Consider the following 17,226-nt stretch of genomic DNA (forward strand, 5'->3'; position numbering starts at 1 on the left):
TTGTCAATCTTAATTTTTACAGATCAAAAATTACTAAAAACTGTAGAGGTTTTAGTAAACTTTTGAATATAAACATCATGGCTTAAGAATACTATTTTAAGCGCTTTACAACTTCAATAAGTTTGAAATAATTGGGATAGACAATTCCTCTGTATCTTTCTTTGTCATTCATAATCATTTTTTGCAAGTTCAAGTCCTTATCTGAATTACTATTCAAACACAATACTGGAAAAACATAAATATTGAAGCATGCCTTTACTTCTGCTGCTTGTAAAGGAAAATAGATTTATGTAAACTAGATTTTATTTTCTACAACCTAATTATACATGATGAATCTTAAGTTTACTATCTCTGTATTTTTCATTCCTTTACTGGTTTCTACCATTGGCATTGGACAGAATGGGACCGTTGACAATAAGCTAGTCATCAATGCGGATTTGGGTAAATATACCATCAGCCGTCATATTTACGGTCAGTTTAGTGAGCACCTCGGCAGAGGAATTTATGAAGGTATCTGGGTGGGTGAGGACAGCGATATCCCTAATACCCGAGGCATCCGAAATGATGTGGTGCAAGCCCTCAGGCAATTGAATGTGCCGAATCTTCGCTGGCCGGGAGGCTGCTTCGCTGACGAGTATCACTGGATGGATGGCATCGGTGACCCTGAAAACCGGCCAACTATGATTAATACGCATTGGGGAGGTGTTACGGAAGATAATAGCTTTGGTACGCATGAGTTTCTTGATCTTTGCGAGCAATTGAACACCGAACCCTACATCACTGCAAATGTGGGAAGCGGGACGGTGGAGGAAATGGCTAACTGGGTAGAGTACCTAACCTTTGATGGGGTTAGTCCTATGGCCGAACTCCGGGCAGAAAATGGTCATCCGGAAGCCTGGGACATCAAATACTGGGGAGTAGGCAATGAAAGCTGGGGCTGTGGCGGTAATATGCGCCCCGAGTATTATGCCGATCTGTACAATCGCTTCGCTACCTATTCGCGTAATTATGGTGACAACCAGCTCTACCGTATTGCCGGAGGCTCCAGCGATGAAGATTACAACTGGACCGAAGTGATCATGAAAAATGTAAAACACAGCCTGATGGATGGTGTATCCATGCACTTTTATACCATCAACCGTGACTGGGATGACAAAGTATCAGCCACTGATTTTGACGAAGCCAGCTATTTTGAAGTAGTCAACAAATCTCTGCTGTTAGACAAATATATCAGCGGACATGCGAACATCATGGATAAGTACGATCCCGAAAAAAATATCGGACTCATCGTAGATGAATGGGGTACCTGGCACAGCGAAGAACCAGGAACAAAGAGCGGCTTCCTGTACCAGCAGAACACACTAAGGGATGCATTTGTAGCCGCACTATCGCTCAATATTTTTCATAAGCATGCAGACCGGGTACATATGGCGAATATTGCCCAGACCATCAATGTATTACAGGCCATGATACTCACCCAGGAAGAAAAAATGATCCTCACCCCTACCTATCATGTTTTTGATATGTATAAAGTACATCAGGATGCTACCTTACTTCCTCACGACCTGAGCACGCCCAAATACTCCCATGAGGGTAAAGAAATGGATGCGCTGTATGCTTCCAGTTCAAGAGCAGAAGATGGCTCATTGAATATAAGTCTGGTAAATATTCATCCTGAGCAAAGTATGACTATTGAATGTGAAATCAGGGGTTTTGAAGCGGATGAGGTTTCTGGAAAGTTACTGACGGCTGATGCGCTCAATGCACATAATACTTTTGAAAACCCTGACAATGTTACAAGTACAGCGTTTGAAGGCGCACGTATCAGGAATGGTCAACTGCAAATTAATATGCCCGCCAAGTCAATTGTAGTGCTAAAGGTTACAGAATAGAAGGTATAAACTTTACTTAATATCGTGTATAAAAAAGTGGCATCACTGTGCCGGTAGAGCTTTCAGTGATTTTGCCACTCAATTCTTCTCCATCCGAAGATAGTGTTAGTTTGATGGTGGCATTCAACCCCATTAATGAATTATAATAATCAAGGTTTACTTCTTGACCAATAACATTGCCGGTAGCTGAGCCCACTTCAACTTGATAAGCATTGTATTCGGTTAAGCTTACCCTGTTATTTTGCTGATCTATGATAAAATAACTTCCTGAATTCTCATACCAGGCTCCAGCCACACTGGCATAGCCAGCTTCATAAGTTGTATTTTTGGACTCACTTTCTGCTGGTATTTCGTCATCAAAATTGGTTGGCTGTGATTCTTCTGTGCTACTTACGACATCAGAAGTTCCGGATTTAACCACAGCTTCCTCACCGAAGCCACCAACGGGTTCATAGGTATCTTCTTCTCCGGCAAATTCTATGATGACCGCAATGACAAACACAAGTCCTCCAATAATCATCAAGGGCACTTTGTAGCTTTTCTTCTGTTTGACTGGCTTTGGAGCTTGTGGTTTGGATGTATTAATTTTAGAAGGGCCAATAACTTTCTCCAGGATTTTGAGAAGCTGTTGTACATCATAGCTCCAGCGGGTGTTGCTGATTTCGTGAGCGTTTCTGCGGGATAAGGTGGCAAGATCAGCAGGTAGCTGCTCTCTGGTGGGCATTTTAGCACCATCTACCAGTACCGGAATCACACGAATATTTCTCTTGAGTGCAGTCGCTATTTCCAAACGAATAAAGTCATTTTCATCATCCAGCCTACGATTTCCTTGCGCATCAGTAATGTTGACCCAGTCTGGGCCGATAATCGCCAGCAATACTTCACAGGAACTTACCCCTCGGTTGATCACATCTACAAAGTCAACACCCGGCTCTATGGTATCAATATCCATAAAAATCTGGCTGGGGTCATAATGCTGTTTCAGGCTATCTGCCAGCCTTCCTGATTCACCGGCAGTATCCTGTCTGCGATAGCTGATAAATATTTTTTTGTCGGCCATGACATGAGAGGTTTAAGCTGTGTATTTTCTGTTGTTGAACAATCATAGATCAATCATTAATAGCAACCCTTCAAGCCCCCTTCACTTCTTGTATTCATTTTTTTAAAATTCGGCCCTTAGCATGATGCTTTATTAATTTAAGGGATAATATGCAGTTTATCAACGTAGAAGACTTGTAGTTTGCCCATGCGCATATCGTTCAATAAGAACTATTCAATGACAGATATTCTATCAATTGTTAGTCAACGTAGTAGTAGAAAGGTAACTTATTGGCTATCTGTTAAATCGCAGAGGCTCAATACTTATTCACAATAATCACAATCCTACATAGTAAAATCACTAAATGCAGCCTCGGGATGAAATGAAAATGAGAGTTTAATTTCTTTTAATTCTCCATCATGTATGGTAAACACATTCGTTTTGGCGTAATGCGTAAATTGATTTTTTCTTAGTGGGTCCTGATCTGTAGATTCTACCTCCATAAAGTAGCTTCCACTTTCCAGGAGTAACTTATCCATACCTTGACTGCCATACTTCCATTTTTTTACCAATTCTCCAGATTGATCATAAAGCTTCACCATCAGTTCCTGACCTTCGGCATGAAAATTTTCATCAGAATTTTCAAAATTAATACTCAAGCTTAACTCCCCTTGCTTGGCTAGATCGTCAGCCGGATTACAGGCTAGCAGGAGAAAGAAAAAAACACTCAGCTTTTTCATAGGATCTGTTTTAAGGTATCAGCCATCATTTCATAACAATTAAGATCAGGCACAGTTAAAAATGGTCATGAAGTGTCACTCCTAAATTGTATCATAATTTAAATAAATATTAAGTATGATGAAAGCTATGATCATTAATGAGCCGGGAGGCTCATTTGAATCGGTAGAACGAGAAGTTCCTCAACCTAAGGACAATGAAGTGCTGATCAAAGTACAGGCCTGCGGTATCTGCCACAGTGATATGTTTGTCAAAGAAGGTGGGTTTCCTGGTTTGGAGTATCCCCGTATTCCCGGTCATGAAGTGATTGGCATAATTGAAACCGTTGGAAGTGATGTAACCCAGTGGAAAAAAGGCGAACGCGTGGGGGTAGGTTGGCATGGTGGTCACTGTTTCCAGTGTGAACCTTGTCGTAGAGGTGATTTTATCAATTGTCAAAATGCCAAGGTTGCTGGCATCTCTTATGATGGAGGTTATGCAACGCATATGACTGCTCCTCATGAGGCTCTGGCTCGTATTCCAGAATCTCTGGATTCGGCAGAGGCTGCTCCTATCCTTTGCGCAGGAATTACCGTGTTTAATGCCATGAAAAACTCTGGCGCACTGGCGGGTGATTTGGTAGCGGTACTTGGCGTAGGTGGATTAGGCCACTTAGCGATTCAGTATGCTGCTAAAATGGGTATGCATACTGTGGCAATCTCTTCAGGTGATGACAAAAAAGAACTGGCAAAAAAACTAGGTGCCCATGATTATATTAATGGAAAAGCGGTAGATACCGCTGAAGCCCTGCAAAAAATGGGTGGCGCCAAGCTCATTCTGGCTACCGCACCTAATAGCAAGCTCATATCTTCAGTAGTAGATGGATTAGGTCCTAACGGCAAGCTGATGGTAGTAGGAGCAGATGCTACACCTATGGAAATCAGCCCTTTCCAACTGATCATGGGTAGAAAATCAGTAGCGGGTTGGGCCAGCGGTACCGCCATGGACTCTGAAGATACGCTGAATTTCAGCGCGCTTACCAACAGCGTACCTATGATAGAAAAGTATCCATTAGAAAAAGCCAATGAAGCCTACGACAGAATGATCAACAATGAAGCCCGTTTCAGGGTAGTGCTCACCATGGATTAAGATATGTGAAAAAGCAGGAATATTCCTGCTTTTCTCTTTTACTCAATGATAAGCTCAAAGTACAGTTCATAATCTTTTTAAGCTTTTGTGATTGTAGGATTACGATAAATCAGTCTATCACCATCGTACTGCCTTAAACTCCCAGCCAGGCACTACTTTTTGCATTTCTACCTGATCATCTCTTTTGGTGAGACCGCAATCCAGAAAGTTCTGATGCAGTTTTGCCAATGCCTCTTTGTCAAGCGCTACACCTAAGCCCGGTTCGCTGGGTACCTGAACAGCTCCTTCCTCAAATTTGAACCTACCTCCTACAATCACCTCATCTGACTGCCAGGGATAATGGGTATCCAGTGGGTAAGGGGGTTTGGGCAGGGAAGCGCCCAGATGTACCATCGCCGCCAGAGAAATACCCAGATGGCTGTTGGAGTGCATGGACAAATCCCTGCCGAAAGTTTCACAGATTTTTGCCAGTTCCATACTGGCGCGTAAGCCACCCCAGAAATGATGATCGCTTAGAATAATATCTTCGGAACCCAGGACTATGCTGGAAGGGATGTCATCAAAAGAAGTAGTGCACATATTGGTTGCCAAGGGTGTCTTCAGCACTTTTCTCACCTTCGCCATATTCTCCTGACCCCGGACCGGATCTTCCAGATACTCCAGAATGCCTTCCATTTTGCGCCCGTATTCAATACCCGTTTCCAATTTCCAGATGGCATTGGGGTCAAAGCGAAGGGGCACATTTTCTCCGAATGCTTCTCTTAAGGCAAACATGGCATCTACTTCCTGCTGAGGTTCAAACGCCCCACCTTTTAGCTTGATGGACTGAAAGCCAAATTCATTACACATCACTTCGGCCTGGGCAACGATACCGGCCGGGTCTAAGGCCGCTTCCTGCCTTGCCGCGGCCCATCCGCTAGCCTTAGGGTCTTTTTTGAATTCCAGCTTCCCTCCTGCGCCTTCATATTTATAAAAGAGATAGGCGGCAAAGGGAACACGATCCCGCATTTTACCACCCAGCAAATCCACTACCGGACGTCCTGTTACCTTACCCATGATGTCCAGGCAGGCGACTTCCATCGCACTAAAGATATGCACCAGTTTTCGCTGGTCCCAGGGGGCATCGCCCCTTAGTTTGGCAGACTCCTTGCCAAAGTGGTTTTCCAGCTCATGTTTCATACGGTTAAGCTGAAAAGGATCTCTACCTATGAGTAATCTTTTGGCTTCTTCCAGATCGGCATTGATGCTGGTATTTCCGGGAATCTCACTGATACCACTAATATTATCATCAGTAATGAGTTCTACGATGGTACGCAGGGCATAGGGAGCATGCAATCCGGCAGCATTGAGCAGGGGAGGATCAACTACCGCAATAGGAGTAATGTTAATCTCTTTGATTTTTGGACCTTTCTTATTTGAATATTTTTGGCTAGTCATAGGATGTTGTAATAGCTTAAGTGACGTTCAAATTAAGGTTTTCTTACAAAATATGCTGCTTAGAGAAATATTTGTTTACCAGTTTAACAGTTTGCTTAGATTCCCCCCTTTCACTTTTGCTATGTCTGTCTTACTATAGCCTTTCATATGCGCGTCAACAATCTGCGGTGTACCACTGCCCCATACCATTCTTTCCGGTCCAAATTCTTTGATGACACGGGATGTAAATGGCAAAGCACTTTCATAAAGCGGTTCATCTTCTGCAAAATGATTCAGCCCGGAAAGTTTCATATAGACACCGGGATATTTTGCAAGTTCTAACACATCAGCAAATTCAACTCCTGTGCCCATATCAGGTTCGGCAAGATGGTCTATGAGTACTATGCTGCCCGGAAATGCATTAATAGCCTCACCTGCCTGCTTTGCGTAGTTAGGTCCGATATGCAGTTCAATGATTACCCCTAAATCTACTGCCTGTTTCCAGAGTGCCCGTACGCCTGCGTCGGCAAAGCTATCCAGATAGTTTTCTTTGCCCCGGTGCGCATGGAAGCGGGTGGCGACAATATGTGGCTCCTGTTTTACCAAGTCCCTTAGCTTACGAGGGGCGTCAGTATCTTTGGGATAAAAAAGGCTGGTGCCACGCAAACGATCAGGTTCGCGTTTCAGACAGTCAAGCATCAAGCTATGATCGTCGCCATAGGGTTCAGGATGAACAATAACCGCTTTATCAATACCTTCTTCGTCCAGTCTATCCAGATAAGCGGCCAGCGGGTCATCGGGCTGCTTTGACACATCGGGCTGATAAGTGGCTTTAGGATGAAAAGGGTATTTCTGTACGTCCGGACTAAAGATATGGGCATTCCATTCTATGACTTCTTCCTTTTTTCTCATATTGTTCAACAGTATGTTATGTTTGCCTTCAGAGTGCTTCCGGTCTACTGCCAAAGCTCCAAGTGTAGCAGTAGTTATCACCTTTACAAAAGCTCTTCTTTCCAACATGAAAATGATTGTTAAATGATCTTATAAGATTGCCAACTTACCATTTTCCACTTCCCTTTTTGCTTCACATACACATTGGTGTAGCGAAGCCTACTTTGCCTGGGGCTTCCATCAGGATTTTTCTGTTAAAAATCACATAAGCCATTGATGATCGCAGTCTTATCGTAAATCCTGACTTTTACTTTCTTCCAGCTTAATATCATCATATGAGGTTTTCCCTTCTCTGATGGCATTAATGAATGAATCTTTGCTATCTACATTACCATTTGAATGGATGTAAACAAGCTGATCGTCAATTATATTTTCTAAGAAATCAAAATCCTCATTGATCATCGCCAGAAAACGACTCTTCTCTGCTTCCAGTACTTCGTCATCAGCCTGAGCAAAGCAGCAATGTACAGGCAGCATGAAAATGATGATATACAATATTTTTTTCATCTCAATCTTAAACAGAAAGTTAGTTTTGAAATAAATATTTACTCAATGGCTTCGGCAGCTATCGCCTGTAGGAGTGCTTTGTTGTAACCAAAGGCAAAGGCATGTCCCTGAAGGCCGCTGGCAGGATCTTCATGCTGAGGAATATGGTCGGGCATGAGCATACCGTCATAACCTACATCTCTCAAAGCTCTTACCACCTGAACAAAATCCATGTCTCCGTTATCAGGATATACTTCCTGGAAGTTATTCCAGCCTCCCTTGATATTGCGTAAGTGGATATTGAAGATCTGGTTGCGTTCCCCTACCCATTTGATGATCGGAATGATCTCGGTTTTAGGATCTCTGAGCCCCTCAGCCGTTGAGCCGAGACAAAGGTTAAATCCATGAGAAGGGCTGTCATACAATTGGGCAAAACGTTTTATTCCGGCAAATACATCGGGACTATTCCAGCGGGTAACGCCACGGTAAGCCACCGGTGCGGGAGGATCAGCGATATGATTTCCCAGTTTTACATTATACTCCTCAGCTACCGGCAGTACTCTGTCCAGGAAGTAAGTGATTCTTTCATAAATTTCATCAATGTCAGCGCCCCCACCGGTAATAGGTTCTTTATCCAGTCCTTGCTTTACGGCCTCCTCATAATTCCAGGTACTGTAGGACGCATTGCCCCGGCTGGGATCTACTGTTCTGCCGGTACGTAATATGGGGAGTATTATGGTGTTGTAAAGCAGCAGTCGCACTCCTGTTTTACCGGCTACTTCTATCATCTGCTGTATCATTTCTATCTCACGGTCACGTTCCGGGCTTTTGCCCAACATGATGTTTGGAGTTGATATTCTGTCAATTCCCGCTGAGGAAAGAGGCAAATGATAAGCTGCCAGGGTAATGCCGTACTTTTCGCAGGCTTCCTTTTTAGCCATTGAATCATCCAGGTCCCATCCTACTCCTTCTATCTCTCTAGGAGAGCCGCCGTCTATGTGAAAAACGCCATGACGGGCAAGGAATTCCAGGTTCTCTTTAGTAGTACCGCCGTGCTGGCAGCCTACTTTCATCAGTACTTCTTTCCTGGGATTGGAAGTAGCGGCAGCTTGGTTTTTCTGTGTGCTTAATCCTAAAGCACCTACAGAACCAGTTGCAGTGACTTTAACAAAATTTCTGCGTTTCATGATGATCACCTCCTTTGGTTATGATTCGTGAATTGATAATTGTTCCATAAACATGGCGATGGCACTGTGGTCCAGTTCTCCATTGCCCTGGGCTAAAATGGCATCCATATGCGCGGCTACCTGGGCTGATCCATAGAGAGGAACGGAAAACTCCCTACTCGCCTGCAAAGCTATATTCATGTCTTTGCGATGCAGCTTGATTTTAAAACCCGGTTGAAAATTCTGGTCAATGATTCTTTGTCCGTGTAAATCCAGAATTCTGCTTTGTGCAAAGCCTCCCAGTAAAGCTTCTCTCATCTTAGCGAGGTCCACCCCTGCTTTTTTGGCCAGTGTAAAAGCTTCAGCCACCGCCTGTATGGTCATGCCTACGATGATCTGGTTACAGGCTTTGGTAGTTTGTCCGGCTCCCGCCTCACCAATTCTGACCACATTTTTTCCCATCACTTCAAAGAGGGGTTTTGCCCTTTGAAACGCCTCTTCACTCCCGCCTACCATAAAGGACACCGTACCTGACTCAGCGCCTACCTGTCCGCCGGAAACGGGGGCATCCAGCGCTTCTACGCCTTTTTCCTTCATTAGGGCATATATTTCTTGGGCAGCAGAGGGAGCGATAGTAGACATATCAATAAAAAGTGAACCTTTCCTGATGCCTTCTAAAACGCCACCTTCACTCAAAACCACTTCTTTTACTTCAGGAGAATCAGGAAGCATAGTGATGATGATATCATTTTCCTGAGCAAGTTCTTTTGAAGACGCACAGGTTTTTGCACCGGCTTCCTTCAAAGCATTAGCGGCATTACTTTGTTTCAAAACCGACAGCGCATAGCCCGCTTTAATTAAATTCAACGCCATCGGCTTCCCCATAATACCAAGTCCAATAAATCCGATTTTTTCCATTTGTCTTTTGTTTTCTTTCAATCCTTAGTTTTTATTTCAAGTTTTAGTAAATCCATCATATCAGCGGAAAAAGTTTTGCGGCTATGAGAATGACGATCAGCCCGCTAATCCCCATGATGGTGAGTAAGGGAGAGAATGTTTTCAGGGCTTCCTGCTCCGTAAGGTTGCTCATCTTACACACGATCCAGAAACCGCTATCATTCATCCAGGGAATGAGTTTGGAACCACAGGCAATAGCCAATCCTAAATACAGCTGATGATACTCCAGTACGGTAGTATCTGCCATTCCAGCTAGAATTCCTGATGCGGTAATCATGGCTACCGTAGCAGAACCCTGAGCGGTACGTACCACTGCACTAATGAAAAAAGCCAATGGCAGCAAGGCCATTTGAAAATTCTGGGTTAATGCGCCAATGCGGGCACTGATGCCGGTTTGTTGCAGCATACCGCCAAAGGCTCCACCCGCAGAAGTAATCAGGATGATCATACCAGCGGTCATTAATGCGCCTTGCACGGAAGTAAAAACTGCTTTTTTATCACCTCTTTTTTGCATAGCCAGCATGACCAATGCGGCTAATCCACCAGCTACTAAGGCTAAGTTTTTCTCTCCCAAAAATTGGATAATGCTTTCAATAAAAGAATAGCCCCCATCTTCATTCGTTTCAGATAAGTCTATAATGGCTTTGGCGCTAATAAATACCAGAGGAATTAATATTGGGAGGAGTGCAAACCAAAGCGATGGTAGTTGTTTATCCTCTTTACTGCCCAATGATTTGATCTCTTTTAAAGGCGCATCGGCTGCATCACGCAAGGGAATGGGCCATTTACGATTTGCCCATGCCGCATAAAAATAGCCTACAATTATCGTTACCAATCCTACCAGAAAACCACCAATCATCATCATGCCAATGGGAATATTCATCTCACTGATCAGAAATAGCGGGCCGGGAGTTGGGGGAACGAGGGAGTTAGCCATTGCTGCGCCAGCGGTGATACAAAGTACCAACAGCAAGTAATTTTTACCAATGCGTATTGCCATTGCTTTAGCCAGTGGAATCATCAGGTAAAAAACAGTATCAAAAAAGACCGGTATGCCGAGAAAAAAACTACTACCTAAAAATGTGAGTGGTGCTCTTTTGATGCCACTTAGCTTAAGTGTAGAACGTACAATTCTCTCAGCAGCGCCACTTTCCAGCATACATTTGCCGATGATGGATGCCATGGCGATCAGAATCCCAATTTTGCCGGCAGTGCTTCCAAACTGAAGTGCTATTCTTTCTCCAATGTCCCGATTGGCTAACTGCTGGGCTGCCGCTGTCGATGTACCGGTATCCAGGGCATATTGCTCAATGGCAGCGGCTGGTGTCATCATCGCTACGACAAATGCCCCTAACAGTAGTGCAAGAAATGGATGTAAGCGTAATCCGATGATGCCACCGACTACAATCAATATGCCTATCAGCAGGATAAAAAGAGGATCTTCCATCATCATTTTGCAGACTTGTTATCACTTCCTCTCATACGATTGAGTTGGGCAGCCATTTGCTTCGCGCCATTGGCTACAAAAGTAGCATCAGCACCACAGGCGATCATTTTTATTCCCATATCATGATAAGTTGTATAGTCTTCAGGGTTAAATAAGAGTATTCCGGTGGTTTTACCTGCCTTTTGAGCAGCATTTACCGTTGCTTTCAAAGCATCTTTAAAGGTGGGGTGATCAAACTGCCCGAATATGCCCAATGCCATAGAGAGGTCTGCCGGACCAATAAATAATACATCTATGCCATCCAATGAAGCAATGGCATCCAGATGATCCAGCGCCTCCAGGGTTTCTATTTGCAGTACACCCAGAATATTCTCTTTTGCTCCGCTATGATAGGCATCAAAATCTTTCCCAAAATTGGTGGCTCTTACCATTTTCGCTACACCGCGACTACCTTCAGGAGGATAGCGTAAGGCTTTCACCACCAGCTTTGCTTCTTCCAGATTGTTAATTCTCGGGCACATCACCCCTTCCGCCCCCATATCCAGTACCCGGTGAAAACGCTGCCGCTCAAAACTTTCTACCCTTACAATCGGGGCAGCGGAAGTATGTTCCAATGCCTGTAGCTGATGCAGAACATCTTTCTCACCACCCGCCCCATGTTCCAGGTCAATCAGCACCCAGTCAAATCCTGACAGACCCACAATTTCTGCAGTCACGGCACTTCCCAGATTAAGCCAGCAGCCATTAAGTATTTCTCCTTGTTTGAGTCGTTGCTTTAGGTTTTTCATTTACAATAGTTTGGTTCTGTTGTACTAGTAAAAAGTCGGAAGACGGAAGTCAGAAGTTTACTTCAGACTTCCGTCTTCCGACCAGATTTTTACTCCCTATCCCACCATACTCTGGTATCCAGAATATCAGGTCCCTGTCTATTGCTTGCTTCGTCAACGTGTTCTTTATTGACTGTAAGCTCAGAGTCAGGGTAGGTTAGCCGGCGAATAAATTCCTCTGTCCTGAGATCACTTCCCGGATAGGGATTCGGACTTACTACTGGAAAGCCGCTACGACGGAAATTGGCCCAGGCTTCCGGCCCATTAAGCAATGAAGCCACCCAATACTGGGAATTGATCTGTTCTAACTCACTCCCACTTTCTAATGGATGAGCCTGAATATAGGCATTAATCTCACTGAGTTCAATATCAGTATCACCCGGCCAGCTACCCAGTTGGTTCATATGTGCACGTATCCCCTGATGAAACAAAGCCTCAGCATCTCCGGATACCCAGCCTCTTACTACAGCTTCTGCATGGAGTAAAGATGTCTGAGCATAGGTAACCAGATAACTGGGTGCTTCTGGGTTGCCTAACCGAGTACGGTCAAGCTGACTATAGGCAAATAAGCTGGCTACTCCATCAGCTATGGCAACCGGGGGAATGGTAGTATTATCATATCCCTGGGGCATGCCTATCTGTGCCTCAAAAGACCTGTCGGCTACCTCCTCTGTCTGCTCACCACCACTTTCTGCTCCTACATAGCGGACGGCAATCACTTCCAGCCGGGGGTCCTCATTTTCCTTCAAATATTCTACAAACTCTTTGTCCAGATAGTAAAAAGGAGCCTGTCCACCATTAAGGTTAGTACCTACCGCATTTCTGAAATTGGCGTTGTGTCGGACAACTGCATTTCCCATATTTGACTGCATAAGTCCTCCGGCTACTGCCTTAGCAGTATATTCCTCAGCCAATCCCGGGTTCACTTTGGTAAGCCGCATAGCTGCCCTCAGCAAGAGTGAGTTTCCCAGCCTTCTCCACCGGTCGGTATCACCATTAAAAAGTATATCCTGAGTAGCAATAGGTTTGGAAGCATCCAGCGCTGTGGAAGCAGTTTCCAGTTCGTTCAGAATATCCATATAAATGTCCTCCTGACGATCATAAGCCGGAAAGACAATACCTTCAAGAAAAGCCAGACCAGCTTCTCTATAAGGAATATCACCATAGGTATCAGTCAATACCATAAAAGCATATGCCCGCCAGATTCTGGCCATATTGTAAAGATTAGATTTTTCCGGATCTTCTTCAGTTCTCTCCACGACATCAATTAGGTTTTTGATGATGTTCCGGTAATACCTTTGCCAGTTTGCCTGTGTGGCAGAACGGTTATCCTGGTTTAAGTTTCCACCCGTTCCTACTCCGGTAAAGGGAGTAATCATCTGCCTGACTATGGTGGTTTCGTAGGTAAGATTACCATATTCCAGTGAACTTTCTATGATGGCGTAATTCAACTGGAAGGCGGGCTCTACGGTAGTCAGTCGGACTGGATTTGTATTAAGTTCATCAAATCCATCATCACAGGCGGTGAGCAAGGCGAAAACCATGAACCAGCGTAAGAAGTAGATATTTTTATTTTTCATTTTCTTGATGCTTTTGGTAATGGATTAAAATTTGATATTCAGGTTAAACCCTATACTGCGGGTGATTGGTAATCCAGTAGCTTCCAAACCAACCAGATTATCGGAGATCAACCCATTCTGATCAGGGTGAATGTGGGGAACCCATTTTTTGATTACTGCCACATTATTCGCTACCAGACTCAATCGTGCACCCTGAATAAAATCTACAGAAGAAAGCAGGCTACTAAAATCATAACCTACCGTAATCTGCCGCAACTGCCACGAGCCGGCATCAAAGACTGACTGTTCGGACATTCTTCCGGATCGTATGGTTTCGTAAAAAGGCTGAATTTCTGCCCGGGCGGTATTGGTTACATAGTTTCCCTCCTCGTCTTCCATCACGCCATCGCCAATGACATAACCCTGATCTCTTCCTACCAGGGTAGCCTTGTCCAGACCGTGACGGTAAGCATTGGTATGGGTACCTGAGATCATTTTATGTCCAAGTTTGAAATCTATCAGAAACGAAAGGCTGGCATTTTTATAGCGGAAACTATTTGTAAAACCACCAATCCAGATGGGAATAGCCGTACCAAAATTTAACTGTTCGTTAGAACGTAGGGGGCGTCCGCTTTCCGAATCAAACACTTGACGACCCTGTGGGTCCCTAAACCAGCCCCAACCATAGAGCTGTGCCATGGGCTTACCTACCTCCTGACGTAGTTCTCCATGAAAATCAGCAGTTCCAACGGTAATAAAGGTGCCTACTGAATCTTCTCCTAAGCTAAGCACTTCCGAAACATTATATGAGGCGTTTACACTGGTATTCCATTCAAAATTCCCTGTTTTGACAGGAGAAACCGCAGCATACATTTCTATACCTTTGTTCACACTTTCTCCTACATTTATCAATTGTCTTTGAAATCCTGAACCGTCGGATACTTGTGCCTCTAATATTTGATCAGAGGATAATTTATCATAAAGTGAAATTTCAAATCTAAGGTTATCAAACAACTGCATTTCAAGTCCTATTTCCTTTTCGGTAACCCGCATAGGACGTAAGTTATCGTTGGGGACCAGCGAACCGCTGATGCTGGCTACAGGCTGTGCTGTTCCGTTTTCGTCAGGAAACTGTTGGGTGTTTACGCTATAGAAAAGATTATCAGCATAAGGCTGTACATCAGTATCGCTACCTACTTCAGCGTAGGCAGCCCTCACCTTACCGAAAGACAACCAGTTGGGTAAATTGGCAAAGGCTTGCGAAAACACAAAACTACCGGTAACTGAGGGATAAAGAATACTCCGGTTTGCGGGAGACAAGGTAGAAAACCAATCATTTCTGACTGTAGCATTCAGATAGGCAAAGCCCTTATATGAAATCTCGGAAGCAGCATACAGAGAGTTTACCTGTCTTTCTGAAATGCTGTACTGAGGACTCACTTTACTGGCATTTTCAATGGTATATTTGTCACGGGTGTAAAACAGTTCGGCCAATACATTATTTCTATCAGATCGCCGATACATCTGGTTTCCGCCCAAATTGACGTTCAATCCAATGTCACCAAAGGTGCGGTCAAAGCCCAGCAAAAAGTCAGCGTTGATTTCCCGAAATCGTAACTGGTCTTGCACATATTCTCCGTTGACTAAGCCAGGAGGAGGCGAGGATTGTCTTTGCGAACCAGTAGGAAGATTATACTCCTGGTCACGCGAAAAATAATCCTGGCCTACCCTTCCCTGCAAATACAGCCAATCCGTAAAGTTATAGCGGGCTGTAATATTGCCATAAATACGGTCCTTCACGTTATTTTCAAAGCGTGAAAGTGCAAAATAAGGATTGGTACGATTGGTAAACCTTGAATAAGGGAACTCATCCCCATTTTCATCAAAAGCATATTCTTCCAGCAGGTCTAAAGGCATAGAAGTAGCCAGTGTATAGATCACTACCGGGCTATAATCCTGTTCAGCGATATTTGGCGGATTTTTCCGGTCTTCTTTGGAGTAATTTATATTGCCTGATATGGTCAACTTATCCGCCAGGGTTTGGGTAAACCCGAGGTTCACTGTTTTCCGGTTGTAATGAGAACCGGGCAAAATGGCTTCGCTATCCATATTAGACAGCGAAAGGCTGAACCCTCCGTACTCTCCTCCGGAAGAAATGGTTACTGTATTAGAAAAGGTAGAACCATTCTGATAATAATCCCTGACTTTGTTTGGCTGAGGTACATAAGGCACTTCTATTCCATCAAATAGGATCTGAGTCATGCCCGGCTCAAACTTCTCTCCAAAACTCCACACCCCGGAAACCGGACGGGGTGAAGTAGGGCGTTCACCACCTTCTCCCTGCCCATATTCATATTGGTAATCGGTATAATCTAGGGGTGTATCAAAAGTATAGTTAGTATTATATTCCAGTTGAATGCCCCTTCCTTCAGCACGGTTACGGGTAGTGATCATGATGACTCCATCTTTGGCACGTGAACCATACAAGGCTGAGGCCGCTGCCCCTTTCAGTATATTCATGGAGGTGATGTCATCAGGATTGATACTGCTTAAACCATCTCCACTATCTGAGGTACGGTTACTTCCCCGTTCAGAGATTTCGCCACGTGCCCCTGCATTGGTATTATCAATTGGGACTCCATTGACTACGATCAGGGGTGAATTATCACCTCCAAAAGATGAGATGCCTCGTATACGGATTTTGCTGCTACCTTGAGGTCCTGAGCCAAGACCCGTTATGTTTACCCCGGGCACTTTACCCTGAAGGGCATTGGCAAAATTAGGTGTGCGGTTTACATTAAATTCTTCGGGCTTGACTTTAGCCGTGGCATAACCTAGTGATTTGGCTTCCTTTTTGATACCTAAGGCGGTAACTACCACCTCGGTGAGCGCCTGAACACCAGGTGACAATGATATATTGATCGTAGACTGACCATTGATAGGCACTTCCTCAGTACTATACCCAACAGAAGAAAAAACAAGTGCAGTCACATCATCTTCTACAGTAATCTGGTAATTTCCACTGATATCAGTAACTGTACCGGTCAGCGTACCTTTAGCCAATACATTCACCCCAGGCAAAGGGTCATTACTATCCCTATCAGTTACCTTACCGCTGATAGTTTTTTCCAGCATTTCCTTATGATGATCTGTGACGAAACTTTGTAAAGAAGCCATCGCTTGTAAGGCATGCTGATTATTATAATTATTTTGCGAGGCAGGCTTTTTATTTACTTTTTCGGGTAGAATTGTATCATCTTTTTTAAATACATAGTAGTAGTCTTTCTGCACTTTTTTAAAATCCAGTGCATAGGCATGAAGTAAATTCTCAAGCGTTTTCTCCAGGTCATCGTATAAAAGCAACTGGATTTCGTCTTCTACATACTTATTCTCAACATCTCCCACCTGATAATAAAAGCTTACATGATAATTTTCCTCTAATTCTTTAAGCACTGAAGCCAGACTTTTTTCACCCTGATGATCATCACTGCGCTGGATGTGCGTGGCAGTTAGGGCAAGATTTTGTGCAGTCGCAAAGTGACTTAACCAAGGACTGAAAATGATCACCAGAGCCCAATAGATTAGATAGTTATTTTTTTTCATGGCGTTGTAATTAGTAG

The 17,226-nt window shown here is 44.0% G+C and carries 13 protein-coding genes; 2 read left to right on the forward strand and 11 right to left on the reverse strand.

Going from position 1 to position 17,226, the window contains the following annotated elements:
- The first annotated feature begins 326 nt into the window (after window positions 1-326).
- The gene (locus WJR50_RS14825; RefSeq protein ID WP_341294081.1) at window positions 327-1,892 is read left to right on the forward strand and encodes an alpha-N-arabinofuranosidase; all 1,566 of its coding nucleotides are present in this window, start codon (window positions 327-329) and stop codon (window positions 1,890-1,892) included.
- Between the two features lie 16 nt (window positions 1,893-1,908).
- On the opposite strand, the gene WJR50_RS14830 is transcribed toward WJR50_RS14825, so the two are convergent.
- Together WJR50_RS14830 and WJR50_RS14835 are read right to left on the reverse strand one after the other, a co-directional pair.
- Entirely contained in the window at window positions 1,909-2,952 is a 1,044-nt protein-coding gene (locus WJR50_RS14830; protein ID WP_341294082.1) for a toll/interleukin-1 receptor domain-containing protein, read from the reverse strand.
- A gap of 323 nt (window positions 2,953-3,275) precedes the next feature.
- Complete coding sequence (locus WJR50_RS14835; RefSeq protein ID WP_341294083.1) at window positions 3,276-3,671, reverse strand: hypothetical protein; 396 nt, start codon at window positions 3,669-3,671, stop codon at window positions 3,276-3,278.
- A 115-nt stretch (window positions 3,672-3,786) separates the two neighbouring features.
- Between WJR50_RS14835 and WJR50_RS14840 the strand changes: the two genes are divergently transcribed.
- On the forward strand, window positions 3,787-4,797 hold the full coding sequence (locus tag WJR50_RS14840) for an alcohol dehydrogenase (RefSeq protein WP_341294084.1): 1,011 nt from the start codon (window positions 3,787-3,789) through the stop codon (window positions 4,795-4,797).
- 117 nt (window positions 4,798-4,914) lie between these two features.
- Here the strand turns inward: WJR50_RS14840 and WJR50_RS14845 are convergent, their stop codons facing one another.
- The 9 genes from WJR50_RS14845 to WJR50_RS14885 form a co-directional block, all read right to left on the reverse strand.
- Window positions 4,915-6,234: an enolase C-terminal domain-like protein gene (locus tag WJR50_RS14845; RefSeq protein ID WP_341294085.1), complete on the reverse strand. Its 1,320-nt coding sequence runs from the start codon at window positions 6,232-6,234 to the stop codon at window positions 4,915-4,917.
- A 75-nt stretch (window positions 6,235-6,309) separates the two neighbouring features.
- Window positions 6,310-7,233 carry an amidohydrolase family protein gene (locus WJR50_RS14850; RefSeq protein ID WP_341294086.1) on the reverse strand — a complete coding sequence of 308 codons (924 nt, stop codon included), beginning with the start codon at window positions 7,231-7,233 and terminating at the stop codon, window positions 6,310-6,312.
- A 159-nt stretch (window positions 7,234-7,392) separates the two neighbouring features.
- Window positions 7,393-7,671: a nuclear transport factor 2 family protein gene (locus tag WJR50_RS14855; RefSeq protein WP_341294087.1), complete on the reverse strand. Its 279-nt coding sequence runs from the start codon at window positions 7,669-7,671 to the stop codon at window positions 7,393-7,395.
- A 38-nt stretch (window positions 7,672-7,709) separates the two neighbouring features.
- Entirely contained in the window at window positions 7,710-8,837 is a 1,128-nt protein-coding gene (locus tag WJR50_RS14860) for a mannonate dehydratase (RefSeq protein WP_341294088.1), read from the reverse strand.
- A gap of 18 nt (window positions 8,838-8,855) precedes the next feature.
- Complete coding sequence (locus tag WJR50_RS14865; RefSeq protein WP_341294089.1) at window positions 8,856-9,734, reverse strand: 2-hydroxy-3-oxopropionate reductase; 879 nt, start codon at window positions 9,732-9,734, stop codon at window positions 8,856-8,858.
- A gap of 55 nt (window positions 9,735-9,789) precedes the next feature.
- Window positions 9,790-11,220, reverse strand: coding sequence for a GntP family permease (locus WJR50_RS14870; protein WP_341294210.1), 1,431 nt, complete (start codon window positions 11,218-11,220; stop codon window positions 9,790-9,792).
- A gap of 2 nt (window positions 11,221-11,222) precedes the next feature.
- The gene (locus WJR50_RS14875) at window positions 11,223-12,008 is read right to left on the reverse strand and encodes an HpcH/HpaI aldolase family protein (RefSeq protein WP_341294090.1); all 786 of its coding nucleotides are present in this window, start codon (window positions 12,006-12,008) and stop codon (window positions 11,223-11,225) included.
- Between the two features lie 89 nt (window positions 12,009-12,097).
- The gene (locus tag WJR50_RS14880; protein ID WP_341294091.1) at window positions 12,098-13,627 is read right to left on the reverse strand and encodes a SusD/RagB family nutrient-binding outer membrane lipoprotein; all 1,530 of its coding nucleotides are present in this window, start codon (window positions 13,625-13,627) and stop codon (window positions 12,098-12,100) included.
- A 24-nt stretch (window positions 13,628-13,651) separates the two neighbouring features.
- The gene (locus WJR50_RS14885) at window positions 13,652-17,209 is read right to left on the reverse strand and encodes a SusC/RagA family TonB-linked outer membrane protein (RefSeq protein WP_341294092.1); all 3,558 of its coding nucleotides are present in this window, start codon (window positions 17,207-17,209) and stop codon (window positions 13,652-13,654) included.
- Window positions 17,210-17,226: the final 17 nt, after the last annotated feature.

Origin of the sequence: Catalinimonas locisalis (genome assembly GCF_038039535.1) — a bacterium.
Lineage (GTDB): Bacteria > Bacteroidota > Bacteroidia > Cytophagales > Cyclobacteriaceae > Catalinimonas.